21 protein-coding genes and 1 pseudogene are annotated in these 25,023 nt (G+C 73.2%); 11 read left to right on the plus strand and 11 right to left on the minus strand.

Translation table 11 applies throughout. From position 1 onward, the window contains the following. Positions 1-7 precede the first annotated feature (7 nt). From DEH69_RS06910 to dxs, 4 genes are all read left to right on the plus strand, one after another. Positions 8-1,111 (plus strand): sugar ABC transporter substrate-binding protein, encoded by a 1,104-nt coding sequence (locus DEH69_RS06910; RefSeq protein WP_113685982.1) that lies wholly within the window; start codon positions 8-10, stop codon positions 1,109-1,111. Between the two features lie 80 nt (positions 1,112-1,191). Then, entirely contained in the window at positions 1,192-2,034 is an 843-nt protein-coding gene (locus DEH69_RS06915; protein WP_258534497.1) for an ATP-binding cassette domain-containing protein, read from the plus strand. A gap of 104 nt (positions 2,035-2,138) precedes the next feature. Further along, on the plus strand, positions 2,139-3,314 hold the full coding sequence (locus DEH69_RS06920; RefSeq protein ID WP_113686155.1) for a sugar ABC transporter permease: 1,176 nt from the start codon (positions 2,139-2,141) through the stop codon (positions 3,312-3,314). 147 nt (positions 3,315-3,461) lie between these two features. After that, positions 3,462-5,375 carry a 1-deoxy-D-xylulose-5-phosphate synthase gene (gene dxs, locus DEH69_RS06925; protein WP_113685983.1) on the plus strand — a complete coding sequence of 638 codons (1,914 nt, stop codon included), beginning with the start codon at positions 3,462-3,464 and terminating at the stop codon, positions 5,373-5,375. Between the two features lie 93 nt (positions 5,376-5,468). On the opposite strand, the gene DEH69_RS06930 is transcribed toward dxs, so the two are convergent. From DEH69_RS06930 to DEH69_RS06955, 6 genes are all read right to left on the minus strand, one after another. After that, on the minus strand, positions 5,469-5,879 hold the full coding sequence (locus tag DEH69_RS06930; RefSeq protein ID WP_113685984.1) for a VOC family protein: 411 nt from the start codon (positions 5,877-5,879) through the stop codon (positions 5,469-5,471). A gap of 219 nt (positions 5,880-6,098) precedes the next feature. After that, complete coding sequence (locus DEH69_RS06935; protein WP_113685985.1) at positions 6,099-8,228, minus strand: 3-hydroxyacyl-CoA dehydrogenase NAD-binding domain-containing protein; 2,130 nt, start codon at positions 8,226-8,228, stop codon at positions 6,099-6,101. Continuing rightward, positions 8,225-9,439, minus strand: a complete 1,215-nt coding sequence (locus tag DEH69_RS06940; protein WP_113685986.1) for an acetyl-CoA C-acyltransferase — start codon at positions 9,437-9,439, stop codon at positions 8,225-8,227. Before DEH69_RS06940 ends, DEH69_RS06935 begins: the two co-directional genes overlap by 4 nt. 156 nt (positions 9,440-9,595) lie before the next feature. Further along, positions 9,596-10,867, minus strand: coding sequence for a ribonuclease D (locus DEH69_RS06945; RefSeq protein WP_113685987.1), 1,272 nt, complete (start codon positions 10,865-10,867; stop codon positions 9,596-9,598). Between the two features lie 184 nt (positions 10,868-11,051). Continuing rightward, a complete protein-coding gene (locus DEH69_RS06950) occupies positions 11,052-11,711 on the minus strand; it encodes a response regulator transcription factor (protein ID WP_113685988.1) in 660 nt (219 codons plus the stop codon). A 475-nt stretch (positions 11,712-12,186) separates the two neighbouring features. Beyond that, positions 12,187-12,777 (minus strand): DUF3000 domain-containing protein, encoded by a 591-nt coding sequence (locus tag DEH69_RS06955; RefSeq protein ID WP_258534498.1) that lies wholly within the window; start codon positions 12,775-12,777, stop codon positions 12,187-12,189. A gap of 133 nt (positions 12,778-12,910) precedes the next feature. On the opposite strand from DEH69_RS06955, the gene hemE reads away from it, so the two are divergent. The 3 genes from hemE to hemQ all read left to right on the plus strand — a co-directional run bounded on the left by hemE (position 12,911) and on the right by hemQ (position 16,132). Next, positions 12,911-13,942: a uroporphyrinogen decarboxylase gene (hemE, locus tag DEH69_RS06960; protein ID WP_258534499.1), complete on the plus strand. Its 1,032-nt coding sequence runs from the start codon at positions 12,911-12,913 to the stop codon at positions 13,940-13,942. Positions 13,943-13,961: 19 nt separating this feature from the next. After that, positions 13,962-15,353 carry a protoporphyrinogen oxidase gene (gene hemG / locus DEH69_RS06965; RefSeq protein WP_113685991.1) on the plus strand — a complete coding sequence of 464 codons (1,392 nt, stop codon included), beginning with the start codon at positions 13,962-13,964 and terminating at the stop codon, positions 15,351-15,353. A gap of 68 nt (positions 15,354-15,421) precedes the next feature. Continuing rightward, the gene (gene hemQ / locus DEH69_RS06970; RefSeq protein ID WP_113685992.1) at positions 15,422-16,132 is read left to right on the plus strand and encodes a hydrogen peroxide-dependent heme synthase; all 711 of its coding nucleotides are present in this window, start codon (positions 15,422-15,424) and stop codon (positions 16,130-16,132) included. A gap of 19 nt (positions 16,133-16,151) precedes the next feature. Here the strand turns inward: hemQ and DEH69_RS06975 are convergent, their stop codons facing one another. The 4 genes and pseudogenes from DEH69_RS06975 to zapE all read right to left on the minus strand — a co-directional run bounded on the left by DEH69_RS06975 (position 16,152) and on the right by zapE (position 20,621). Continuing rightward, positions 16,152-17,084: a TIGR04222 domain-containing membrane protein gene (locus DEH69_RS06975; protein WP_113685993.1), complete on the minus strand. Its 933-nt coding sequence runs from the start codon at positions 17,082-17,084 to the stop codon at positions 16,152-16,154. Between the two features lie 49 nt (positions 17,085-17,133). Further along, positions 17,134-18,418 (minus strand): annotated as a pseudogene (locus tag DEH69_RS06980) (DUF692 domain-containing protein). 181 nt (positions 18,419-18,599) lie between these two features. Further along, positions 18,600-19,466 (minus strand): PPK2 family polyphosphate kinase, encoded by an 867-nt coding sequence (locus DEH69_RS06985; protein ID WP_113685994.1) that lies wholly within the window; start codon positions 19,464-19,466, stop codon positions 18,600-18,602. Between the two features lie 45 nt (positions 19,467-19,511). Then, a complete protein-coding gene (gene zapE / locus DEH69_RS06990; RefSeq protein WP_258534500.1) occupies positions 19,512-20,621 on the minus strand; it encodes a cell division protein ZapE in 1,110 nt (369 codons plus the stop codon). 94 nt (positions 20,622-20,715) lie between these two features. Between zapE and DEH69_RS06995 the strand changes: the two genes are divergently transcribed. The 4 genes from DEH69_RS06995 to msrB all read left to right on the plus strand — a co-directional run bounded on the left by DEH69_RS06995 (position 20,716) and on the right by msrB (position 24,088). Then, positions 20,716-21,495, plus strand: a complete 780-nt coding sequence (locus DEH69_RS06995; RefSeq protein WP_113685996.1) for a pyrimidine reductase family protein — start codon at positions 20,716-20,718, stop codon at positions 21,493-21,495. Between the two features lie 147 nt (positions 21,496-21,642). After that, the gene (locus tag DEH69_RS07000; protein WP_113685997.1) at positions 21,643-22,110 is read left to right on the plus strand and encodes an indole-3-glycerol phosphate synthase; all 468 of its coding nucleotides are present in this window, start codon (positions 21,643-21,645) and stop codon (positions 22,108-22,110) included. Positions 22,111-22,204: 94 nt separating this feature from the next. Further along, complete coding sequence (murC, locus tag DEH69_RS07005; RefSeq protein ID WP_113685998.1) at positions 22,205-23,617, plus strand: UDP-N-acetylmuramate--L-alanine ligase; 1,413 nt, start codon at positions 22,205-22,207, stop codon at positions 23,615-23,617. A 54-nt stretch (positions 23,618-23,671) separates the two neighbouring features. After that, positions 23,672-24,088: a peptide-methionine (R)-S-oxide reductase MsrB gene (msrB, locus tag DEH69_RS07010; protein ID WP_113685999.1), complete on the plus strand. Its 417-nt coding sequence runs from the start codon at positions 23,672-23,674 to the stop codon at positions 24,086-24,088. Here the strand turns inward: msrB and DEH69_RS07015 are convergent. Next, the gene (locus tag DEH69_RS07015) at positions 24,042-24,989 is read right to left on the minus strand and encodes a carbohydrate kinase family protein (RefSeq protein WP_113686000.1); all 948 of its coding nucleotides are present in this window, start codon (positions 24,987-24,989) and stop codon (positions 24,042-24,044) included. The genes msrB and DEH69_RS07015 overlap by 47 nt on opposite strands. Between the last annotated feature and the right edge of the window lie 34 nt (positions 24,990-25,023).

Below are 25,023 nucleotides of genomic sequence, written 5' to 3' on the forward strand. Positions count from 1 at the left end.
CCGAACTATGCGTCAAAAACTGCGACTTGTCGCCATGGGAGCCACGTCCATAGCGCTGGCGGTGGCCCTCGCCGCCTGTGGTGAGGCCGGTGGCGGGGACGACAACGGGAACGACGGAGAAGGAAGCGGCGAGAGCGGCGGCACCATCGGTCTGCTGCTGCCCGATGACGTGACGACGCGGTACGAGACGTTCGACCGCCCGTACATCGAGGCCAAGATCCAAGAGCTCTGCGCCGACTGCGAGGTCCAGTACTCCAACGCCGGCAACGACACCAACGCCCAGAAGCAGCAGTTCGACGCGCTGCTCACCCAGGGCGTCGACGTGATCATCCTGGACGCGGTCGACTCCGCGGCCACCGCGGACTGGGTGGCCGACGCCGAGGCCGAGGGCGTTCCCGTCATCGCCTACGACCGGCTCGCCGAGGGCAACGTCGAGGCGTACATCAGCTACGACAACGAGCGCGTCGGCGAGCTCCAGGGCCAGACCCTCATCGACTCGCTCGGCGATGTGACCGACCCCCGCGTCGTCATGATCAACGGCGCGCCCACCGACCCCAACGCCGGGATGTTCAAGTCGGGCGCCCACTCGGTCCTCGACGGCGCCGCCGACATCGTCTTCGAGCAGGACGTCGAGGAGTGGGACGGCGGCATCGCCAACGAGGAGATGACCGCGGCCATCGACTCCCTCGGGGCCGACGGCTTCGACGGCGTCTATGTCGCCAACGACGGCATGGCCGCCGGTGTGATCACCGCGCTCAACTCCGCGGGCATCACCGGGGTCCCGGTCGGCGGGCAGGACGCCGAGCTCGCGGGCCTCCAGCGCATCGTCAGCGGCGAGCAGACCTTCACCATCTACAAGGCGCTCCGCCCGCAGGCCGAGACCACCGCCGAGGTGGCCGTCGCCCTGCTGCGCGGCGAGGACTTCGCCGACCTGACCCCCGACAGCGTGGACAGCCCGACCAACGAGGGCATCCCCAGCACGCTGCTCGACCCGGTCGCCGTCACCGTCGACAACATCGCCGACACCGTCATCGCGGACGAGTTCTACACGGTCGAGGAGATCTGCACCGCCGACTACGCCCAGGCGTGCCAGGAAGCCGGCCTCAGCTGATTCGCCGCACACCTTCCCCCGGAGCCGTCCCTCGCCCATGGCGGACGGCCCCGGGGGCCATTCCTTGTAAGGAGGTTCAGTTGACCGCCGCACCCGTTCTCTCGCTGAGCGGCGTCTCCAAGCGCTTCGGCGCCGTACAGGCGCTCACGGACGTCGATCTGGAGATCCGCCCCGGCGAGGTCACCGCCCTGGTGGGCGACAACGGAGCCGGGAAGTCCACCCTGGTCAAGACGATCGCCGGAGTCCACCCCATCGACTCCGGGACGATCCACTGGAAGGGCAAGCCCGTCAGGATCGCCCGCCCCCACGACGCCCAGGACCTCGGCATCGCGACCGTGTACCAGGACCTCGCCCTGTGCGACAACCTGGATGTCGTCGCCAACCTCTACCTGGGCAACGAGATCCGCCGCCGCGGCGTGCTCGACCCGGTCGCCATGGAGCGCAGCGCCCGCGACCTGCTCGACACGCTGTCCATCAGGATCCCCAGCGTCCGCATCCCCGTCGCCTCGCTCTCCGGCGGCCAGCGCCAGGTCGTCGCGATCGCCCGCGCGCTGATCGGCTCGCCCGAGGTCGTCATCCTCGACGAGCCCACCGCCGCGCTCGGCGTCGAGCAGACCGCGCAGGTGCTCGACCTGGTCGAACGCCTCAGGGACCGCGGCCTCGCGCTCATCCTGATCAGCCACAACATGGCCGACGTCCAGGCGGTCGCCGACCGGGTCGCCGTGCTGCGCCTCGGCCGCAACAACGGCGTCTTCCCCGTCGCCACCACATCGGGCGAGGAAATCATCGCCGCGATCACCGGCGCGGCCGACAACGCCGTATCCCGCCGCAGGAGCCGCGCCGTTCCCGCCCAGGCGACCCCCGCGGCCGACGCGGCCGACGCGGAAGACACCACCGAAGGCGCGCCGGAGGAGGCCCCGTGAGCGACACGCAGAAGGACGTCGTGAGCGACGCCGACGCACAGCCGAAGGCGCCGGGCGAGCAGCTCGCGCCCGACCCCAGGCTGCTCGTCCGCGAGCGCGGACTCATGGGCTATGTCGAGGACTTCCGCCGCAGGATCCGCGGCGGCGAGCTGGGCTCGATCCCCGTGGTGATCGGCCTGATCATCATCGCGATCGTCTTCGAGGCCCAGACCGGCACATTCCTGACCCCGCGCAACCTGTCCAACATCTCCGTCTACATCGCGGGCCCCGGCATCATGGCCGTCGGCATCGTGCTGGTCCTGCTGCTCGGCGAGATCGACCTGTCGATCGGCTCGGTCGCCGGTCTTTCCGCCGCCATCTGGGCCGTGCTCTCCGTGACCCACGGCGTCGACGACGTCGTGTCGATCCTGCTGGCGATCGCCGCGGGCGCCGCCGTCGGCACCGTGCACGGGGTGTTCTTCGCGAAGGTCGGCGTGCCGGCGTTCGTCGTCACCCTGGCCGGATTCCTCGGCTGGAGCGGCGTGCAGATCTGGGTGATGGGCGAGGAAGGCACCATCAACATCCCGCGCGACAGCTGGGTGCGGGACTTCACGGACTTCTACTTCAGCGACATCTCGGCCGCGTACACGCTGGCCGCGGTGATCACCGCGGGGTATGTCCTGCTGTCCTGGCGCCATGAACGCCGCCGCGCCGAGGCCAGGCTGGCCGCGCGCCCGCTCACCGAGATCCTGATCCGCGGCGGACTCGTGGCGCTGATCGCGTTTGTCACGGCCTACACGCTCAACCAGCACCGCGGACTGCCGCTCGCGCTCGTGCTCTTCCTCGCCGTGCTGCTGCTCGCCGACTTCATGGTCCGCCGCACCACCTACGGGCGGCAGATCTTCGCGGTCGGCGGCAACGCCGAGGCGGCCCGCCGCGCGGGCATCAACGTCGCCCGCGTCCGGCTCACGGTCTTCACCATCGCGGGCGCCCTGGCGGCGTTCGGCGGCCTGTTCCTCGCGGGGCAGGGCGGTGGCGCCTCCAAGAGCCTGGGCTCGGGCAACCTGCTGATGAACGTCATCGCCGCCGCCGTCATCGGCGGGACGAGCCTCTTCGGCGGGCGCGGCTGGATCTGGGCGGCGCTGCTCGGCACGCTGGTGATCCAGTCGATCACCTCGGGCCTGAACCTGATGAATATGTCCGCCGAGATCCAGTACATGATCACCGGCGCCGTCCTCCTGATCGCCGTGGTGCTCGACTCGGTCTCTCGGCGAACCCAACGAACCGCCGGACGAACATGACCGGTCAGTGACCGGCCTGGGCTGCGTCATGCGGCCCGGGCCGTCGACCGCTGGTGACGTATCTCGCAACCTGGGGCCCTGGGCGTTCCCCCAGGAACACTAAACTCGTCGAACGGCCGCCATGAGCCCCGAACGCAAGGAGGAACGGTGCCGCTGCTCACCCGTATCCAGGGACCGCGCGATCTCGACCGGCTCACCCCCGATCAACTGACCGAGCTGGCCGGGGACATCCGCTCCTTCCTCATCGACGCGGTCTCGCGGACTGGGGGGCACCTCGGCCCCAACCTCGGTGTCGTCGAGCTGACGATCGCCCTGCACCGCGTCTTCGACTCGCCCCGCGACCGCATCCTGTGGGACACCGGACACCAGTCGTATGTCCACAAGCTCCTGACGGGCCGCAAGGACTTCTCCGCGCTGCGCTCCAGGGGTGGGCTCGCCGGCTACCCCTCGCGCGCCGAGTCCGAGCACGACGTGATCGAGAACAGCCACGCCTCCACCGTCCTCGGCTGGGCCGACGGCCTCGCCAAGGCCAACCAGCTGCGCGGCGTCGACGACCACGTGGTGGCCGTCACCGGCGACGGCGCGCTCACCGGCGGCATGGCGTGGGAGGCGATGAACAACATCGCCGCGGGCAAGGACCGCCCCCTGGTCATCGTCGTCAACGACAACGAGCGCTCCTACTCGCCGACCATCGGAGGGCTGGCCAACCACCTGGCCACCCTGCGCACCACCGACGGATACGAGCGCTTCCTCGCCCGCGGCAAGCAGATGCTCAACAGGACCCCCGTCGTCGGCCGCCCCCTCTACGACACGCTGCACGGCGCCAAGAAGGGCCTCAAGGACGTCATCGCCCCCCAGGGCATGTTCGAGGACCTCGGCTTGAAGTACGTCGGCCCCATCGACGGCCACGACATCCAGGCCCTGGAGTCCGCCCTCCAGCGCGCCAAGCGCTTCGGCGGCCCGGTCATCGTCCACTGCCTCACCGAGAAGGGCCGCGGCTACCGGCCCGCGCGCGAGGACGAGGCCGACCAGTTCCACTCGGTGGGCGTGATCCACCCCGACACCGGGCTGCCCGTCTCCGAGTCCCGCGCCGACTGGACGTCCGTCTTCGGCGAGGAGATCCTCAAGCTCGGCCGCGAGCGCGAGGACATCGTCGCCATCACCGCCGCCATGCTCCGCCCCGTCGGACTCCAGTCCTTCGCCGAGGAGTTCCCCGACCGGGTCTACGACGTCGGCATCGCCGAGCAGCACGGCGCCGTCTCCGCCGCGGGCCTGGCCACCGGCGGGCTGCACCCGGTCTTCGCCGTCTACGCCACGTTCCTCAACCGCGCCTTCGACCAGCTGCTGATGGATGTCGCCCTGCACCGCTGTGGAGTGACGTTTGTCCTGGACCGCGCGGGCATCACCGGGCCCGACGGCGCCTCGCACCACGGCATGTGGGACATGTCGATCCTCCAGTGCGTCCCCGGGCTGCGACTCGCCGCGCCCCGCGACGCCGAGCAGCTGCGCGCCCAGCTGCGCGAGGCCGTCGAGGTCGATGACGCCCCCACCGTCGTGCGGTACTCCAAGGGCAAGGTCGGCGTCACCGTCCCCTCCGTCGGCACGGTGGGCGGCATGGACGTGCTGCGCGAGGCGGACGCCGAGCGGCCCGACGTGCTGCTGGTCTCCGTGGGCGCGCTCGCCCCGCTCTGCATCGAGGCGGCCGAGCTGCTCGGCCGCCAGGGCATCACCACGACCGTCGTGGACCCCCGCTGGGTCCTGCCGGTGGACCCCGAGCTGCCCAAGCTCGCCGCCGAGCACCGCGTGGTGGTCACCGTCGAGGACAACAGCCGCGCAGGCGGCGTCGGCTCGGCCGTGGCGCAGGCCCTGCGCCACGCCGACGTGGACGTCCCCCTGCGGGACTTCGGCATCCCGCCGCGCTTTCTGCCGCATGCCACGCGCGAGGAGATCCTGGCCGAGATCGGCCTCACGGCCCCCGATATCGCGCGCCAGGTCACCGGCCTGGTGGCGCGCATCGACGGCCGTTACGACACGGCCGCCGCCCACCTCACCAGCGACTGAGAGGGCCGGCGCCCCACGGCGGGAGGGTCGCGGCGCGCCCGCGCACCTCCCGCCCCCCGTAGCGGCGCCGACCCGTCCACGGGCCGCCGCCGCTCAGCCCTGCTCCTGCGCGGCCGACACGTCCATCCACACGATCTCCCACTGGTGCCCGTCGGGGTCGAGGAAGCTGCGGCCGTACATGTGGCCGTGGTCCTGCGCCTCGGCCGCGGGCGACCCGCCCGACGCCAGGGCCCGGTCCACCAGCTCGTCGACCTGCTCGCGGCTGTCGGCGCTCAGCGTGAGAATCACCTCGACGCTCACCGAGGAATCCGCGATCTCCTTGCGGGTGAACGTCCTGAAGAACGGCTCGACCAGCAGCATCGCGTAGATGCTGTCGCTGATCACCAGGCAGGCGGCGTTCTCGTCGCTGAACTGCGGATCGAAGGAATAGCCGAGCTTGGTGAAGAACTCCCTGGAGTGGTCCAGGTCCTTCACCGGCAGATTGACGAAGATCTTGGTCGACATGCGGGTCACGTCCTCTCGTTGATCCGGCTCCGTGTGCGGCCGTCACATCGAAAGACCCCCGTCCTCCGCCGAACTCATCGCTCCCCGCCCCACAACTTCCCCGACTTCTCCCGGACACGACAGGGCGGACACGACAGGGCGGACACGACAGGGCGGACACGACAGGGCCCCGCCCGCCCGGGGGCGAGCGGGGCACCCCGCCGTGTCACATCAGCCGGGTCACTCGGGGACGCTGGCCACGCCCTGCGTCAGGAAACGCTTCCCCCGCACCCGCTGCGCGATCCCCTCGCGGTCCAGGTACGGAGTAATGCCGCCCAGGTGGAACGGCCAGCCCGCGCCGGTGATCAGGCACAGGTCCACATCCCTCGCGTCGGCCACCACGCCCTCGTCCAGCATCAGGCCGACCTCCTCGGCGATCGCGTCGAGCGCGCGCGCCCTGACCTGCTCCTCGGACAGCACCGTCGAGCCGACCTCGAACAGCGCGGCCACCTCGGGGTCGAGCTCGGGCTTGCCCGAGTCGTGGACATACAGCGTGCGCTTGCCCGCGGCCACGACCCGGCCGAGGTTGTCCGAGACGGCGAAGCGGTCCGGGTACGCCGCGTGCAGCGTGCCCGCCACATGGTGCGCGACGGCGGGGCCGACCAGGTCGAGCAGCACGATCGGCGTCATCGGCAGCCCGAGCGGCGCCAGCGCCCGGTCGGCGACCTCGACGGGGGTGCCCTCGTCGATCGAGCGCAGCACCTCGCCCATGAAGCGCGTCAGCACTCGGTTCACCACGAACGCCGGGGCGTCCTTGACCAGCACCGCCGACTTCTTCAGCTTCTTGGCCACCGCGAACGCCGTCGCGAGCGCCGCGTCGTCGGTCGCGGTGCCCCGCACGATCTCCAGCAGCGGCAGCACCGCCACGGGGTTGAAGAAGTGGAAGCCGATCACCCGCTCGGGGTGGGCAAGGCCCTCGGCCATCCCCGAGACCGAGAGCGACGAGGTGTTGGTCGCCAGGATCGCGTGCTCGGGAACGATCCCCTCAAGCTCGCCGAACACCTGCCGCTTGACGGCCAGCTCCTCGAAGACCGCCTCGATCACGAAGTCCGCGTCGCCGAACGCCGCCGCCCGGTCGAGCGAGCCGGTCACCGCGGCCTTCAGGCGGTTCGCCTTGTCCTGGCCGACGCGGCCCTTGAGCAGCAGCAGGTCGATCTGCTCATGGACCCAGGCCACGCCCTTGTCGACGCGCTCCTGGTCGATGTCGGTGAGCACGACGGGCACTTCGAGGCGCCGCGCGAACAGCAGCGCCAGCTGCGAGGCCATCAGCCCCGCGCCCACGATGCCGACCTTGGTCACGGGGCGGGCCAGCGACGCGTCGGGGGCGCCCGCGGGCCGCTTGGCCCTGCGCTGCACCAGGTCGAAGGCGTAGAGGCCGCTGCGCAGCTCGTCGCCCATGATCAGATCGGCGAGCGCCCGGTCCTCCGCGGCGAAGCCCTCGCGCAGGTCGCCATTGCGCGCCGATGAGATGATGTCGAGCGCCCGGTATGCCGCGGGGGCGGCGCCGTGCACCTTCTCGTCCGCGATCGAACGGCCGCGCGCGACGGCCTGGTCCCACGCCTCGCCCCGGTCGGGAGGCTGCCTGACCACCTCCAACTCGCCGCGCAGCACGGCCGACGCCCACCGCAGCGACTGCTCGAGGAAGTCGGCCCCCTCGAAGATGGCGTCCGCGATGCCCAGCTCGTAGACCTGGGGGCCCTTCAGCATGCGGTTCTGGCTGAGGGCGTTCTCGATGATGACCGTCACCGCGCGGTCCGCGCCGATCAGGTTGGGCAGGAGGGTGCAGCCGCCCCAGCCCGGCACCAGCCCGAGGAACACCTCGGGCAGCGCGAACGCCGCGGCCGACGCCGAGACCGTGCGGTAGGTGCAGTGCAGCCCCACCTCGACGCCGCCGCCCATGGCCGCGCCGTTGTAGAAGGTGAACGTGGGCACCGCGAGCCCGGCGAGCCGCCTGAAGACGTCGTGCCCGCCGGCGCCGATGGCCAGCGCCTCGTCGCGCTCCCTGATGACCTCGACGCCCTTGAGGTCGGCGCCCACCGCGAACACGAAGGGCTTGCCGGTGAGGCCGACCCCGACGATCTCGCCCCGGTCCGCCTCGGCGGCGACCTGGTCGATCGCCTCGTCGAGGTGCGCCAGCGAACGCGGCCCGAACGTCGTCGGCTTGGTGTGGTCGAAGCCGTTGTCGAGCGTGATGAGGGCGAACCGCCCGCCGTCGTCCGGCAGATCCAGGTGCCGCACCCGCGCCTCGGTGACGACCTCGGACGGGAACCGCTCGGCGGCCCCCTTCAACAGCTCAGCCGCGCTGCTCACTTGCCCTCCCAGTGGGGGTTCTCCCAGATGACGGTGGCACCCATGCCGAAGCCCACGCACATCGTCGTCAGGCCGTAGCGGACGTGTGGCTGGTCCTCGAACTGCCGGGCGAGCTGCGTCATCAGCCGCACCCCCGAGGACGCCAGCGGGTGGCCGTAGGCGATCGCGCCGCCGTACTGGTTCACCCGGGGGTCGTCGTCCGCGATCCCGTAGTGGTCGAGGAACGCGAGCACCTGGACGGCGAACGCCTCGTTGATCTCGAACAGGCCGATGTCGCCGATCGAAAGGCCCGCCCTGGCCAGCGCCTTCTCCGTGGCGGGCACCGGGCCGTAGCCCATGACCTCGGGCTCGACCCCGGCGAACGCGTAGGTCACAAGACGCATCTTCGCCGGGAGGCCGAGCTCGGCCGCCACCGCGGCGTCCGCGATGACCGAGGCCGTGGCCCCGTCGTTCAGCCCCGCGGAATTCCCCGCGGTGACACGGCCGTGCGGCCTGAACGGCGTCTTCAGCCCGGCCAGCCCCTCGAGCGTGGTCCCCGGGCGCATCGGCTCGTCCGCGGTGGCCAGGCCCCACCCGGTCTCGCCGCCCTCGGGGCTGGTGCGCCGGACCGCGATCGGCACGAGGTCGGGCTGGATCCGCGCGTCGGCGTACGCCTTGGCCGCCTTCTCCTGGCTGCGCAGCGCGTAGGCGTCGGCCCGCTCCCGCGTGAGATGGGGGAAGCGGTCGTGGAGGTTCTCCGCCGTCATCCCCATGAAGAGCGCGGACTCGTCCACCAGCTTCTCGGAGACGAAGCGGGGGTTGGGGTCGACGCCCTCGCCCATCGGATGGCGGCCCATGTGCTCGACGCCGCCCGCGATCATCACGTCCCCGGCGCCGAACGCGATCGCACCCGCGGCCGTCGTGACGGCGGTCAGCGCCCCCGCGCACATGCGGTCGATGGAATATCCGGGAACGCTGTGCGGCAGCCCGGCGAGGATCGCCGCCGTCCTGCCCAGGGTCAGCCCCTGGTCCCCGATCTGCGTGGTGGCCGCGACGGCGACATCGTCCACGCGCTCGGGCGGCAGCTGCGGATTGCGGCGCAGCAGCTCGCGGATGCTCTTGATGACCAGGTCATCGGCGCGGGTCTCGTGATAGATCCCCTTCGGCCCCGCCTTGCCGAACGGGGTGCGGACGCCGTCGACGAAGACGACCTCCCTGGCGGTACGCGGCACGATGCTTCTCCTCCACGCCGAGACAGATGCGGTCCACCACCCATGCTACCCGCCGGTAACCCGGTCGCAAGAGCAGACGGCGGAGGAGACCTCGAAGGAGGCGCCGAGGAGGCCGCGCGGGGCGGCAAGGGCTCGGCGCCCGAACGCCCGCCCGGATCAGGCCCCTTCGGCTCCGGCCCGCAGGGCCGTGGCGAGCGGCCCGGCCGTCTGGGTGATCTGCCACTCCCTGGCGCCGAGGCCGCGCAGCGCCTCGGCCACCGCGTCGGGCGCGGGCTCCTCCGGCGGCTCCCAGCACAGGCGCCGCACCACGTCGGGGGCCAGAAGGTTTTCCTGGGGGAGGCTCAGCTCCTCGGCGCGGGACGTCACCGCCGACCGGGCCGCGGAGAGCCGCGCCGCGGCGGCCGGGTCCTTCTCCGCCCACGCCCGCGGCGGCGGCGGCCCGCTGGCGGGCTGGCCTGGCTGCGGTAGCTCCGCCTCGGGCAGCGCCTTGGCCCGGTCGACGGCCGACTGCCAGTGCTGGAGCTGGCGGCGGCCCATCCGGTGGCCGAATCCGTGTAGCGTCGCGAGCGTCCGCCAGTCGTGGGGCGACGCCTGCGCGGCGGCGATGATGGCCACGTCAGAGAGCACCTTGCCCGGCGAGAGATCGCGCTTCCTCGCCACCTGGTCCCTCGCGGTCCACAGCTCCCTGACCACCGCGAGCTGGCGGCGGCGGCGCACCTTGTGCACCCCCGAGGTGCGCCGCCACGGGTCCTTGCGCGGCGGCGGCGGGGGGGCGGCGACGATCGCGGCGAACTCCTCGATGGCCCACTCGAGCTTGCCCTGCCGCGCCAGCTCGTCCTCGAGGGCGTTCCTCAGGTCGACCAGCAGCTCCACGTCGAGCGCGGCATAGCGCAGCCACGGCTCGGGCAGCGGGCGGCTCGACCAGTCGACGGCGGAGTGACCTTTCTCCAGGCTGAACCCCAGCACCGTCTCCACCATCACGCCGAGCCCGACCCGCGCGAACCCGGCGAGCCGCCCGGCCAGCTCGGTGTCGAACAGCCGGGTCGGCAGCATGCCTATGTCCCGCAGGCACGGCAGGTCCTGGGTGGCCGCGTGCAGCACCCACTCCTCGTCGGCCAGCACCCGCCCGAGCGCCGACAGGTCGGGGCAGGCGACGGGGTCGATCAGCGCCGTCCCCGCCCCCTCGCGTCGCAGCTGCACCAGATACGCCCGCTGCCCGTACCGGTACCCGGAGGCGCGCTCCGCGTCGACCGCCACCGGGCCGCGCCCCGCGGCGAACGCCTCGACCACGGCCCCGAGCGCCTCGACATCCGCGGTGACCGGCGGCACGCCCTCCCGCGGAGCCAGCAGGGGGACCGGCGCGGGACCCGACGGCTCGGGGGTAACGACTCCGGTGGCTGCTTCGGCGGTTTGCTGGGCGTCGGTCACCTGTCAAGGGTAACTGTTGGGCTCACACATGTGACCTGGGGTGATGTCGGGGTTACGCGGCACGCCCGGGCCCCGGCACCACAAACCCCCGGTACCCGCGCGAAGCGGGCACCGGGGGCGCGGCCGAGCCCGGCGGAGGAGGACAGGGCTCGGGGGACGGGGCTCGGGAGATCCCCGGGGGACCTCAGTGGATGATGCCGGTGCGCAGCGCGACGGCGACCATGCCCGCGCGGTCGCCCGTGCCCAGCTTGCGGGCGATGCGGGCCAGATGGCTCTTCACGGTGAGGGCCGAGAGCCCCATGGAGACGCCGATCGCCTTGTTGGACTGGCCCTCGGCCACCAGGCGCAGCACCTCGACCTCGCGCCCCGAGAGCTCCCGGTACCCGCCCTGGTGCGCCGGGCCGCCTGGCTGGCGGCGGTGCATCCGGGAGGCGGCCCCGATGTGCGCGGCGCCGTGCCGGGTGGGTGGGCCGAGGTTGTTGCGGGTGCCGGTGACGACATAGCCCTTGACGCCACCGGCCAGGGCGTTGCGGACGGCGCCGATGTCGTCGGCGGCGGAGAGCGCCAGGCCGTTGGGCCAGCCCGCCGCCCTGGTCTCGGACAGCAGGGTGAGCCCCGAGCCGTCGGGGAGATGGACGTCGGCCACGCAGATGTCCCGTGGATTCGCGACGCGGGGCCGCGCCTCGGCGATGGACGACGCCTCGATCACATCCCGCACACCGAGAGCCCACAGGTGGCGGGTCACGGTGGAACGGACCCGGGGGTCGGCCACGACGACCATGGCGGTGGGCTTGTTGGGGCGGTAGGCGACGAGGCTTGTGGGGTGCTCAAGAAGAACAGACACCGGGCCTCCCGGGTGGGATGGGGGACGGACGGAACCGACTCCGGGGGAGGAGTCGGGGCGATCCGGATGGAAGGGTCACTGACTCCTTCGGCACGAAGTCCCGGCGCCTTTAGGGAATGATCACGAACCGGTGATCCGGCATATAAAAAAAGAGAGATACGGCTGTGATCTGCGACGACATCGAAACCTGGACAACATGGACCGATTCGACGCCACTCGAACGCCGTTCACAGGCGCGTTGGACCATGGGGAAACCCCAGGGACGACGCCCGTGATGCCGTGCCATCACGGCACTGGGTCTCCTCGGCCACTCGGGACGCACCGATCGCTCATCACGGCCGGACAGAAAAGCGAATCCCGCGCGGTCATCGACGACCGGTCAGGACCGGTCGGGACCACACGGGACCGGACGCCTCCGGAACGCCGGGCCGCGGCGGCGCGAGGCCCCGTGAACGGCGGCGTTCCCCCTCGTGTGTCAGACGGGCCGTGGGCCGCGGCGGCGGGGGAGCGCGGTCACGGCGGGGCCGCTCGACTCGGGCGGCAGCCCCGCGCACTGCGCGAGCAGGCCGCACCACGCCAGCAGGTGCGCCCCCACCTCGGTGGGGTCCACCGGCGTCCAGGAGGCCCGCAGCTCAAGCTCCGCCCGGGGCGGCTGGTCGCCAAGGCCCCCGAAGAAGCTCGAACCCGCCCTGGTCACCGTGCCGTTGGCCTCCCGGTGGGCCAGGCCGCGGCCGTCGAGCGCCTCCGTCAGCCATGACCAGGCCACCTCGGGCAGCAGCGGATCCGTGGCCAGCTCGGGGTCGAGGTCGGCCCGCGCCAGCGTCACCACGCGGAACTCCCCCCGCCACGAGGCGTCGCCCACCGGGTCGTGCAGCAGGACGAACCGGCCGTCCGCCAGCTCGTCGCCTTCCACGACCACGGCCGCGCTCAGCGCGTGCGCGAACGGCGCGAGGCGGCGCGGCGCGGGCAGCGGCGAGAGCGCCACCTCGGGGCGCGGGTGCGCCCCGCCGAGCGCGGTGACAGCCTGCCGGAAGGGAAGGGGGACCCCCGCGTCGGGGTCGGTCATATCTCCGGACTCCTCCGCCTGGTGGGTGCGAGACGCTGCCATGGCCGGTAACCCTAGGCGCCCGCGCGTCCGCCAGGCGGGAGCCACACCCGGGGGCGCCGGTCATTCGACGGGCCATGGGAGACTTCTCCGTGTGACTGTGACCGACTCCCCCTTCCTGCGGGCCTGCCGCCGCGAACCGGTGCCGCACACTCCCGTCTGGTTCATGCGCCAGGCAGGGCGCTCCCTGCCCGAGTACCGCAAGGCACGGCAGGGAATCGCGATGCTCGACTCCTGTACGCGCCCCGAGTTGGTCACCGAGATCACGCTCCAGCCCGTCCGCCGCCACCACGTCGACGCGGCCGTGTACTTCAGCGACATCGTCGTGCCCCTCAAGGCCATCGGCCTCGACCTCGACATCAAGCCGGGCGTCGGGCCCGTCGTCGCCGAGCCGATCCGCGGCCGCGCGGACCTGGAGCGGCTGCGGCCCCTCGAGCCCGACGACATCGGGTACATCACCGAGGCCGTCCGCATGGTCACCGCCGAGCTGGGCGAGACGCCGCTGATCGGCTTCGCCGGCGCGCCGTTCACCCTGGCCAGCTATCTGGTCGAGGGCGGCCCCTCGCGCAACCACGAGCGCACCAAGGCCCTGATGTACGGGGACCCCGGGCTCTGGGCCGACCTGCTCGACCGGCTCGCGGACATCACCGCCACCTTTCTCTCCGTGCAGATCGAGGCGGGCGCTTCCGCCGTGCAGCTGTTCGACTCGTGGGTCGGCGCGCTGGCCCCCGCCGACTACCGGCGCGCGGTCCTGCCCGCGTCGTCCAAGGTGCTCGCGTCCGTCGCCCACCACGGCGTGCCCAGGATCCACTTCGGCGTCGGCACCGGCGAGCTGCTCGGGCCGCTCGGCGAGGCGGGCGCGGATGTCGTCGGCGTGGACTGGCGCGTTCCGCTCGACGAGGCCGCCCGCCGCGTCGGCCCAGGCAAGGCCCTCCAGGGGAACCTGGACCCGGCCGTGCTGTTCGCCCCGCCGCAGGTCGTCGAGGAGCAGGCGCGGCGCGTTCTCGACGCGGCGGCCGGCCTGCCGGGGCACATCTTCAACCTCGGCCACGGCGTCCTGCCCGACACCGACCCCGACACCCTCACCCGGCTCGTCGCCTACGTCCACGAGCGGACCGCCCGCTGACCAGCCCTGAGGTGCACCCATGCATGTGATCGTCGTCGGCGGTGGCATCGCCGGGCTCGCCGCTGCCCATCGGCTGCTGGCCGCCGGGCTCCGCGTCACCGTGCTGGAGAGCGCGGACCGGTTGGGCGGCAAGCTGCGCACCGGGCACGTCGCGGGGGTCCGCGTGGACCTGGGCGCGGAGTCGATCCTGGCCCTGCGCCCCGAGGCCGTCGAGCTGGCCCGCGCCGTCGGGCTCGGCGACGCGATGCGCCCGCCCGCCGTGACCAGCGCGGCCATCTGGACCAGGGGCGCGCTGCGGCCCATGCCGCAGGGCCACGTCATGGGCGTCCCCGCCACGGCCGCCGCGCTCGCCGGGGTCCTCTCCGACGCGGGGCTCGCCCAGATCGCCCGCGACGCCGAGCTGCCCCCGCTCGAGGTCGGCGACGACGCGGCGGTCGGCGAGCTCGTCGCCGAGCGCATGGGCCACGAGGTCGTGGACCGCCTGATCGAGCCGCTGCTCGGCGGCGTCTACGCGGGCGACGCCTACCGCATCTCGCTGCGCTCGGCCGTGCCCAAGCTGTGGGAGGCCGCCCGCGAGCACGACTCGCTGCTGGCCGCCGTGCGGGCCGTGCAGCGGCAGGGGAGCGAACGGGCGCCCGGCGGGCCGGTGTTCACCGGCATCGACGGCGGCATCGGCACGCTGGCCGAGGCGGTCGCGGCCGACTGCCGCGCCAGGGGCGCCTCGCTGGAGACCGGGGTCGCGGTGACCGGGCTGCGCCGCACGGCCCGCGGCTTCGCCGCGGCGCTCGGCGACGGGCGTTCCCTTGCGGCCGACGGCGTCGTCCTGGCCACCCCCGCGGGCCCAGCGGCCCGGCTGCTGGCCGCCGAGGCGCCCGCCGCGGCGCGCGAGCTCGCGGGCGTCGAGTACGCGTCCATGGCGATCGTCACCCTGGCGTTCCGCCGCGCCGACCTGGGCAGGCTGCCGCGCGGCAGCGGCTTCCTCGTGCCCGCGGTGGACGGGCGGACGATCAAGGCGGCGACGTTCACCAGCGGCAAGTGGGACTGGGCGGCGGCCGCCGACCCCGACCTCTTCGTCCTGCGCGCCTCGATCGGGCGCCATGGCGAGGACGGGCCGCTCGGCTGGGACGACGCCGATCTGATCCGCGCCGCCATCGACGACCTCGTGGAGGCCGCGGGCCTGCCAACCAAGCCGGTGGACGCGCTGGTCACCCGCTGGCGTGACGCGCTTCCCCAGTACACGGTCGGGCATGGCGCGCGCGTCGCGCGGGCCCGCAGCTTCCTGGCCTCGCTGCCCGAGGTGCGCCTGTGCGGCGCGGCGTACGACGGCGTCGGCATCCCCGCGTGCGTCGCCAGCGCCACCGCCGCCGTCACGGACCTGCTGCGCGTGCCGCCGATCGCGCCCGCCGACTGACGCGGCCGCTCAAGGGCCATGCCCCACCCTGGCGGTGGCGGGCCAGGACGAGGCGGGAGAATAGCCGCATGACAGCCGTACCCGAGAAGTCCGTCGGCAAGCGCGCCGCGGAGCTCAACGAGACCATCCGCTACACCCTCTGGTCGGTCTTCGCGCTGCGGGAGCCGCTGCCCGATGACCGCGTGGGGTTCTCGGAGGAAGTGACCGACCTTTTCGCGCAGTTGGCGGCCAAGGACGTCACCGTGCGCGGCACCTACGACGTCTCGGGGCTGCGCGCCGACGCCGACCTGATGATCTGGTGGCACGCGGCCACGGCCGAGGCGCTCCAGGAGGCGTACAACCGCTTCCGCCGCACGCGCCTGGGCCGGGCCCTCACGCCCGTCTGGTCGAACATGGCCCTGCACCGGCCCGCGGAGTTCAACAAGTCGCACATCCCCGCGTTCCTCGCCGACGAGACGCCGCGCGACTATGTGAGCGTCTACCCGTTTGTGCGGTCCTACGAGTGGTATCTGCTGCCCGACGAGGACCGCCGCAGGATGCTCGCCGACCATGGCCGGATGGCCCGCGGCTACCCCGATGTCAGGGCGAACACCGTGGCGTCGTTCTCGCTCGGCGACTACGAGTGGATCCTGGCGTTCGAGGCGGACGAGCTGCACCGCATCGTGGATCTGATGCGGCACCTGCGCGGCTCCGAGGCGCGGCGGCATGTGCGGGAGGAAGTCCCGTTCTTCACCGGCCGCCGCCGCCCCGTCGCCGAGCTGGTCGCGGGCCTCGCCTGAACGCCTGGGCCCCGTGGGCTCAGCCGCCTCCCCCTCCGCAGCCGCCTCCTCCTCCGCAGCCGCCTCCTCCTCCGCAGCCGCCTCCTCCTCCGCAGCCGCTGCCCCCGCCGCAGCCGCTGCCCCCGCCGCCGTCGCTCCCGCCTCCGCCGTCGTGGCCGAAGCCACCGCCCCCGCAGCCGTTACCCCAGGAGGCGGTGCTCGACGCGCTGCTTGATGGGGTGGTGGAGGCGGCCGCGGCCGGGTTCGCCAGCTGGGCCCGCAGCGCCGCGTCCGTTATGGCCGCGGTGCCGCCGATGGCCATCAGGCCCGCCATGCCGCCTCCGGGGAACGGCTCACCGCGCCGCATCTCCACCAGCAGCGCGCGCCCGCTGTCCGTGAGGCGGTCGCCGTCCAGGAGCCGGGGCGCCAGCCCGGTGCCGATGCCGAGCGCGAGCTCGGAGCCGATCAGCAGCCACAGTGTGAGCGGCGAGTCGGAGAAGACCAGCCCGAGCGCCCCGATGAACAGCCCGTCGAACGCCACGAGCATGTTGATCCGCGCCGCGCGGCGCCATGGCCGCCACAGTTGGGGCGGCCACATCAGCCCCCGCTCGCTCAGCCGGTCGCCGATCCGCTGCACCGGTGGGCTGTAGATGAGCGCGGAGCGCGCGGTCCTGAGCGGCACCTTCCAGTTCGAGCACACGGTCAGCAGCTGGCGTTCCAGGTCGTCGTCGGCGATCGGCTGCCCGACGCGCACGGCGCCGCCCTTGACGGTGATCCGCTTCTTGTCCCGCATCACGCAGATGACGGTGTCCGCCACCCGCGCGGGCCCGCCGGACAGGAACGCCGCCTCGTAGAGCGTGTACGACATATCCCCGGTGGCGCCCGGCAGTCGGCTCAGCCTGAGCCTGCGGTACAGCAGGTGCAGCAGCGCGAGCGGCACGGCAGCGAAGGCCACCGTGATCAGTACGGTCATGATTGCTCCCCCTTCATCCGCGGCTTCATCCGCGGCTTCATCCGCGGCCTCATCCGTGGCTTTGTCCGCGGCCGCGCAGCAGCCGCGCGAGGCGGCCCTTTCGCGCGGGGTGGTCCGCGTGTGCGCGCAGCCACCGTTCGAGCCGCTGCCGCTCAGGGCCTGGCGGCAGCCGGTCCCCGGCCAGCACGTGGCGCGCGAGACCGATGGCGTCCTGCCGGTAGCCACCGGTCAGCGGCGTCGCACCGGCGTAGGCGAGGGCCGCGGCCCGGTAGCCCTCGCCCATGATCTCCGGCAGCTCGGGCGCGATCCTGGCCAGGACCCCGGCGCGCTTGGCCGCGAGGGCCTGCCGCTGGATCCGTATCCGCCGAGGGTCGAAGCCGTCGGGCACCGGGCCGCCCGCCGTGAGCGCGGTGAGCAACGCGGCCTGCGCGATCGCCAGCCGCCGCCTGGCCGCCTCGACGTCCGCCGCCGCCTCGTCCGCCGCGGTGCCGCTTCCGCGCTCAGCCATGGCGCACCCCTTCCGCCACGGCCCTGATCGCGGCCAGCTCGTCCGCCAGCTCGGCCAGCGGCGGGAACGCCTCGTCCCGTTCGAGCAGCACCCCCGGCGGCGCCACCCGGTCGCACAGCTGCTCGAGCACGGCGAGCACCTGCGGCGGTACGGGGTGCGCGTGGCTGTCGTGCCACACCCCGTCCTGTTCGACGCCCCCGGCCACGTGCACATACGCCAGCGCGTCGAGCGGCAGCGCGTCCAGCGCCTCGGCCGGGTCCTCGCCCCGGTTGACGTGGTTGGTGTGCAGGTTGGCCACGTCGATCAGCAGCCCGACGCCCGTGCGCTCCACCAGCTCGGCCAGGAACTGCCCCTCCGTCAGCTCGTCGCCGGGCCAGGCGAAGAGCGCCGCGATGTTCTCGAGCGCCAGCGGAACGGGCAGCGCGTCCTGCGCGATGCGCACGTTCGCGCACAACACGTCGAGCGCGTCCCTCGTGCGCGGCACGGGCAGCAGGTGCCCGGCTTCGAGCGCGGGCGTGCCGGTCAGCGCGCCCCCCGCCCGCACGAACGCGATGTGCTCGGTCACCAGCGGCGCGTCCAGCGCCTCCGCGACGTGCGCCAGCTCCACGAGCCGCCGCGGCGATGGCCGCTCGGCCCCGCCGAGCCCCAGCGAGACGCCGTGCGGCACGACCGCCGTGCCCCGGCGCCGCAGCCGCTGAAGGCCATCGGGCAGGTGGTCGGCGCACACGTTCTCCGCGACCACCTCGACCCAGTCGATGCCAGGCAACTCCTCGATGCCGTCCGCGATATCGGGACGCCACCCGATGCCCGTCCCCAGCCTCCCCATGCGCGCCTCCCCGTGTCCGTCGCGTGACAGTGTTGTCTCCCTGCTCATGGGACGGGAATCACGCGGCGTTCGGTTCAGAGCTGCTTCTGAGGTTCGGCACCGAGGAGCCCTGCCAGGGCGAGCGGCGTGGTCACCATCCGCACCGGCTCAAGGGGCACCGGGTTCAAAACGGGCACCGGGCTCAGTCCGCGAGCAACGCCGCGCGGCAGCCCGCCGCGTCGATGTCGCCAGGGGGGTAGCGCGGGTCCAGCTCCCGCAGGTGTTCGAGCAGCAGGCGGCTCACCGCCCAGTTGCGGTACCACTTGCGGTCGGCCGGGACCGCGTACCAGGGGGCCGCGGGCGTCGAACAGCGGGTCAGGACCGCCGCGTACGCCTCCTGGTAGTCCGACCACAGGGCCCGCTCGGCGATGTCCCGCGCGTTGAACTTCCAGTGCTTGTGCGGCTCGTCGAGGCGGGACAGGAGGCGTTCGCGCTGCTCGTCCCTGCCGAGGTGCAGAAACACCTTCACCGCCGTCACGCCGTCGTCGGCGAGCATGCGCTCCCACGCGTTGATCTCGTCGTACCGCCGCGTCCAGATCGCCTCGGGCACCAGGCCGTGCACGCGCGCGACCAGCACGTCCTCGTAGTGCGACCGGTCGAAGATGCCGATCTCGCCCGCCTGCGGCAGCGCCGCGTCGACGCGCCACAGGAAGTGCTGCGCGCGCTCCTGCTCGGTCGGCGCCTTGAACGCCCTGATGCGGCACCCCGCGGGGTTGAAGTGCGCGACCACGTGCTTGACCGTGCCGCCCTTGCCCGAGGTGTCCGTGCCCTGGAGGACCAGCAGCAGCCTGCGCCGGTCGCCCGCCGAGCCCGCCGCGTACAGCTGCTCCTGGAGGCGCGCCAGCTCCTTGCCCATCGCGGCCGTCTCGGCGACCGCCCGCTTCTTCTTCCCCTCGAACCCCGGAGTGCCGTCCGTCGCCGTTCCCGCCAGGTCCGCCGCCTCGCCCGGCTGGCACCGCAGCAGCGTGCGCAGGGACAGGTGATCCGGTGTCGCCTCGTCGCTCCCCATCCCCCGATGATGGTCCCGCCGCGCGCCGCACGCCACTCGGGCGGTCTACCGCGGCCGCTGCGCCCGCTGAGCCCGCTCCGCCCGCTGCGCCCCCTCGCGCGCGAGCGCCGTCAGCCGCGAGATCGCGCGGAAGTACTTCTTGCGGTAGCCGCCCTTTAGCATCTCCTCGCCGAACAGCCGGTCGAACGGCACGCCCGAGGCCCGCACGGGCAGCTCGCGGTCGTAGAGCCGGTCGGCGAGCACCACGAGCCGCAGCGCCGCGGCCTGGTCGGGGACGGGGCGCACGCCGGTCAGGCACACGGCCGTGACCCCGTCGCACAGCGCCCCGTAACGGCTCGGGTGCACCCGTCCCAGGTGGCCGAGCAGCGTGCCGAAGTCGTCGAGCGAGGCGCCGGGGATCGCCAGGGCCGCGCGCTTGACCTCCGCCTCGTCGGGCGGGGGAGGCGCCGACGGCAGGCCGCGGTGCCGGTAGTCGTCGCCGTCCACGCGCAGCGCGCGGAAGTGCGCGGCCAGCCCCTGGATCTCCCGCAGGAAGTCGGCCGAGGCGAAGCGCCCCTCGCCCAGCCGCCCCGGCAGGGTGTTCGACGTCGCGGCCAGCGCGACGCCCTCCACGACGAGGCGGCCGAGCAGCGAGGAGACCAGCACGGTGTCGCCTGGGTCGTCGAGCTCGAACTCGTCGACGCACAGCAGCCGATGCCCGGCGAGCGCGGCCACAGCCCCCTGGAAGCCCAGCGCGCCGACGAGGTGCGTCAGCTCGACGAAGGTGCAGAACGCCTTCCGCCCCGGTGGCACCGGGGCCGCGTGCCACAGCGAGGCGAGCAGGTGCGTCTTGCCGACGCCGAAGCCGCCGTCCAGGTAGACGCCGCGCGGCTCGGGGTCACGCCGCCTGCGCCTGGCCCGCGGCGGCCACAGCGCCCGCCGCCCGCCGCGCTCCGTCGGCTCGTCGCCGAGCCCGGCCGCGAACTCGTTGAGCGCCTTCATCGCCGCGTGCTGGCTCGGCCGCGCGGGGTCGGGGACATAGGTGTCGAAACGCGCCCCTTCGAAGCGGGGCGGCGGCACCAGCTCGGCCACCAGGCGCTCCGGCGCGAGCCCGGGGTCGCGCCCGCTCAGCGATGCGGGGGTGCCGGAAGGGGCGCCATGGGCGGGGGATGACACGTTTTCCCACTGTACGCGCCACGCCGGGGCCCGTCGTCCCGAGCGCCCGGCGTGAACGGGCCGCGCGCCCCCCCCGTGTGCCACACTGCGCCTCATGCGACGCCTGATCCCCCCGCCCTGGCCCGGTCAGGGCCCGGCGGCCGACGACCGCGAGTGGGGCCTCGACGAGCTCGCCGACGCCTACGCCTACCCCGCCGACCAGCCCACGGGCAGCGGCTGGCTGCGCGCGAACATGGTGGCGTCGGTCGACGGGGCCGCGCACCACGGGGGGCGCTCCAAGCCGCTGTCCAGCCCCGCCGACATGCGCGTCTTCGGCGTGCTGCGTGCCCTGGCCGACGTGGTGCTCGTGGGTGCCGAGACCGTGCGGGAGGAGCGTTACCGGCCCGCGCGCCGGCGTGCGGAGTTCGTCGAGCGCCGGCGCGCGGCGGGGCAGACCGAGGTGCCCGCGATCGCCGTCGTCAGTGCCAGCCTGCACCTGGACTTCTCGCTGCCGCTGTTCACCGAGCCGCTTGTGCCCACCCTGGTGATCACCGGCGCCAAGGCCCCGCACGCCGGTCTCGCCGCCGCGCGCGCCGCGGGCGTCGACGTGGTCACCGCGGGCGACGAGGCGATGGTGGACCCGGCCCGCGTCAAGCCCGCCCTGGCCGGGCTCGGATGGACGCGGCTGCTCACCGAGGGCGGCCCCCGGCTGCTGGGCCAACTCGCCGCCGCGGGCGTGGTGGACGAGCTGTGCCTGACCACGGCGCCGCGCGTCACCGTCGGCACCGCGCCGCGCGTCATGAGCGGCCCCGAGATCGCCGATCCGCGGGAGTTCGCGCTGACCGATCTGCTCGAGGACGAGGGCTTCCTCTTCGGCCGCTATCGCCGCCGCTGACCAGCCACGTCCGACAATCTGCGGAATATGACGTTCCGCTTATCCTGGTGTGGGCAGACTGAAAAGGCGCAACGTCCCGTGCGTCGACGGGGAAGGATGGTTTCTGCCGGGCGGCGCGGGACCCGGCCGCGACGAAGGGCGCTCCCCATGATCACGACTGTCCTCATGATCGAAAAGCCCATGGTGCCCACCGACGTCGAGCTGGTGACCACGCTGCACGGCGAGGAGGCGCTGTCGTTCGTGGTGCTGATGCAGCCGAGAGGCGACCAGGATCGGCTGCTGCGGGCGCTCGACGACGTGGCGCTCGGCGAGCTGGGAGAGGCCGTGCGCGAGAGCGACGTGCCGGAGGGCGGGGACGCGGTCGGACCCGCGCGCCACGCCCTTGAGGTCTCCCTCTCCGCGCTGCGCGCCACCGGCGCCGACGCGGTCGGCCGGGTGGTCGAGGAGCACCCGATCGACGTGCTGACGTCCGTGGTCCGCGAGACCGAGGCCGACGAGGTCGTGGTGCTGACCGCGCCGCACTATGTGGAGGAGCTATTCCACCGCGACTGGGCCTCCAGGGCCAGGCACAAGGTCGGCGTCCCCGTGCTCAAGCTGTTCGCGCACGCGGAGTGAGCCGGGTGCGACAATCGTCCCCTCGCGACCGCATGGACAGCGGCACGTACGGCAACACGTCACGCAGCACGTCACGCACCAGGGAGACACACGCATGACACCGGCGATCCCGCCCGCCATGGAACGGCCCCACTTCATCGGCATCGGCGGCGCCGGGATGTCGGGCATCGCCAAGATCCTCACCCGCCGCGGCGCGCGGGTCGCGGGCAGCGACGCGAAGGACTCCGAGACCGCCGCCGCGCTGCGCGCCCTCGGCGCCACCGTCCACATCGGCCACGCCTCCGGGCACCTCGCCCCCGACGCCACCGCCGTGGTCGTCTCGAGCGCCATCCGCGAGGACAACCCCGAGCTGGCCGAGGCCCACGCCCGCGGCATCCCCGTCGTCCACCGCTCCGAGGCCCTGGCCGCCCTGATGGACGGGCTGCGGACCATCGCCGTCGCGGGCACCCACGGCAAGACGACCACCACGTCGATGCTGGCCGTCGGCCTGACCGCCCTGGGGCTCTCGCCCTCGTACGCCATCGGCGGCGACCTCGACTCCCCCGGCTCCAACGCCGAGTCGGGCGAGGGCGACCTGTTCGTGGCCGAGGCCGACGAGAGCGACCGCAGCTTCCACCGGTACAGGCCCGAGGTGGCGATCGTCCTCAACGTCGAGCTCGACCACCACGCCAACTACGCGTCGCTCGACGAGATCCACGCCTCGTTCGAGACGTTCGCCGACCGGATCGTCCCCGGCGGCACCCTGGTGATCAACGCGGACCAGGACGGCGCCCGCACCCTGACCGCCCGCCTCGCGGGGCGCGAGGGGCTGGCGATCGTGACCTATGGCGAGGCGCCCGACGCGGATGTGCGGGTGACGGCCCTGGAGCCCGAGGGGCTGACCAGCCGCGTCACCGTGTCCCTCGACGGGCGGGACGGCGAGGGCCGCCGCGAGATCGCGTTCCGCGTCTCCGTGCCCGGCCGCCACTACGCGTTCAACGCGGTCGCCGCCCTCGCCGCGGGCGTCGCCGCCGGGGTCCCCGTGGACGCGCTGGCCACCGCGCTCGGCGGCTACACCGGCGCCCGCCGCCGCCTCACCCTCCAGGGGGAGGCCCGCGGCGTGCGGATCATCGACAGCTACGCCCACCACCCCACCGAGATGGCCGCCGACCTCGAGGCCATCCGCGGCGGCGCGGACGGCGGGCGGCTGCTCGTCGTCTTCCAGCCGCATCTCTTCAGCAGGACCCGCGAGTTGGGCGCCGAGATGGGCCAGGCCCTCGCGCTGGCCGACGCGTGCGTCGTCCTCGACATCTATCCCGCGCGCGAGGACCCCATCCCCGGCGTCACCAGCCAGATGATCGTCGACGCCGCCCGCGCCCACGGCGCCGATGTCACCGCCGAGCCGCACAAGGACGCCGTCCCCGACGTCGTCGCGGGAATCGCAGGGCCGGGCGATCTCGTTCTCACCATGGGCGCGGGCGATGTCACCGAGCTCGGCCCCAAGATCCTCGCCCGGCTCTCCGGCTGACCGGACGCGGGGCGACAACGGACCGGGTGACCTTCGAAGGAGACGGAAAGCACCATGGCATACGAGGTCGACAAGACCGACGAGCAGTGGCGGGAGCAGCTGACCCCCGAGGAGTACCGGGTGCTGCGCCAGGCCGGGACCGAGCCCGCCTTCACCGGCGAGTACACCGACACCAAGACCGAGGGCGCCTACCACTGCCGCGCGTGCGGCGCCGAGCTGTTCCGCTCGGAGGCCAAGTTCGAGTCGCACTGCGGCTGGCCGTCGTTCTTCGACCCCAAGGACAGCGACGCCGTGGAGACCCGAGAGGACCACTCGCTGCCCGGCCGCCCGCGGACCGAGGTGCTGTGCGCGACATGCGGCTCGCACCTCGGCCACGTCTTCGCGGGCAAGGGCTATGACACCCCCACCGACCTGCGGTACTGCATCAACTCCATCGCCATCCGGCTGGATCCGGCGGACCGGGGCGCCTGATCTCGTCCACCGCCGCGGCCAGCTCCGCGGCGGTGATGTGCCGCTCGGCCGTGCCGTGGTGGGTGCACGCGAACGCCCCCGCCACGAGACCGGCCAGCGCGCACTGGTCGAGATCGGCGTCGGGGCCGCTGCCCAGCCATGTGTGCAGGAACGCCGTGGCGAACGCGTCGCCCGCGCCGTTGCTGTCCACCACAGGCGAGGGCGGTGTCACGGCCGGGTAGTGCCTGACCTCGCCGCCGTCCCGCGCCAGCACGTGGCAGCCGCGCGACCCGTCCGTCGCCACCGCGACCCGCGCCCGCCCCTTGGCCAGGATCATCCGCAGCACCTCGGGCACCCGCCCCTGGATCCCGGCCGCCGAGAGGAACACGAAGTCCGTGCCGAACGCCCACGGCGTCGCCGAGGGCTCCTCGCCGTCCCACGCGTGCAGATCCGTCGACATCGGCACCCCGCGCCGCTCCAGCTCGGCCAGCAGGTCGCGCGTGAAGTGCGCCCGCGACAGGTGCACATGCCGCGCCCGCTCCACCCGTGGCAGCACGAACGCGGGGGGCAGCAGCAGATCGGCCGGGTGCCGCCCGTCGTAGAAGGAGAAGCGCCGCCCCTCCGCGTCGACCAGGTTGACGCTGCGGGGCGTCCCGTTGGGCGCGGGCAGCGTCTCGAACGCCACGCCCGCGCTCCGGAACCTCGCTCTGAGCAGCCCGCCCTGCGGGTCGTCGCCGAGGTAGTCGACGAACGTCGTCCGCCGCCCCAGGGCGTGGAAGCCCAGGGCGTATCCCGTCCCCGAGTGGGCCACGTAGTCGTACACAGGCTCCACGTGCAGCAGGTCCTGATCCGGCACTTCGAGGCGCTCGACGCGGACGATCGTGTCCACTCCCGAGCCGCCGATCACCAGCACGTCATCCATGGCGCGCACCGTACGGAAGGCGCCACGGGGTGGC

The organism is Streptomyces sp. PT12 (assembly GCF_003311645.1).
GTDB lineage: Bacteria > Actinomycetota > Actinomycetes > Streptomycetales > Streptomycetaceae > Streptomyces.

Excerpts from the sequence above, each read along its gene's own strand:
- hemQ (WP_113685992.1), top strand. The coding sequence starts at position 15,422 with ATGACAGCCGTACCCGAGAAGTCCGTCGGCAAGCGCGCCGCGGAGCTC.
- DEH69_RS06985 (WP_113685994.1), bottom strand. The coding sequence starts at position 19,466 with ATGGGGAGCGACGAGGCGACACCGGATCACCTGTCCCTGCGCACGCTG.
- msrB (WP_113685999.1), top strand. The coding sequence starts at position 23,672 with ATGGCATACGAGGTCGACAAGACCGACGAGCAGTGGCGGGAGCAGCTG.
- DEH69_RS07000 (WP_113685997.1), top strand. The coding sequence starts at position 21,643 with ATGATCACGACTGTCCTCATGATCGAAAAGCCCATGGTGCCCACCGAC.
- DEH69_RS07015 (WP_113686000.1), bottom strand. The coding sequence starts at position 24,989 with ATGGATGACGTGCTGGTGATCGGCGGCTCGGGAGTGGACACGATCGTC.
- DEH69_RS06995 (WP_113685996.1), top strand. The coding sequence starts at position 20,716 with ATGCGACGCCTGATCCCCCCGCCCTGGCCCGGTCAGGGCCCGGCGGCC.
- hemG (WP_113685991.1), top strand. The coding sequence starts at position 13,962 with ATGCATGTGATCGTCGTCGGCGGTGGCATCGCCGGGCTCGCCGCTGCC.
- DEH69_RS06955 (WP_258534498.1), bottom strand. The coding sequence starts at position 12,777 with ATGACCGACCCCGACGCGGGGGTCCCCCTTCCCTTCCGGCAGGCTGTC.
- DEH69_RS06920 (WP_113686155.1), top strand. The coding sequence starts at position 2,139 with ATGGGCTATGTCGAGGACTTCCGCCGCAGGATCCGCGGCGGCGAGCTG.
- DEH69_RS06910 (WP_113685982.1), top strand. The coding sequence starts at position 8 with ATGCGTCAAAAACTGCGACTTGTCGCCATGGGAGCCACGTCCATAGCG.
- DEH69_RS06930 (WP_113685984.1), bottom strand. The coding sequence starts at position 5,879 with ATGTCGACCAAGATCTTCGTCAATCTGCCGGTGAAGGACCTGGACCAC.
- DEH69_RS06975 (WP_113685993.1), bottom strand. The coding sequence starts at position 17,084 with ATGACCGTACTGATCACGGTGGCCTTCGCTGCCGTGCCGCTCGCGCTG.
- murC (WP_113685998.1), top strand. The coding sequence starts at position 22,205 with ATGACACCGGCGATCCCGCCCGCCATGGAACGGCCCCACTTCATCGGC.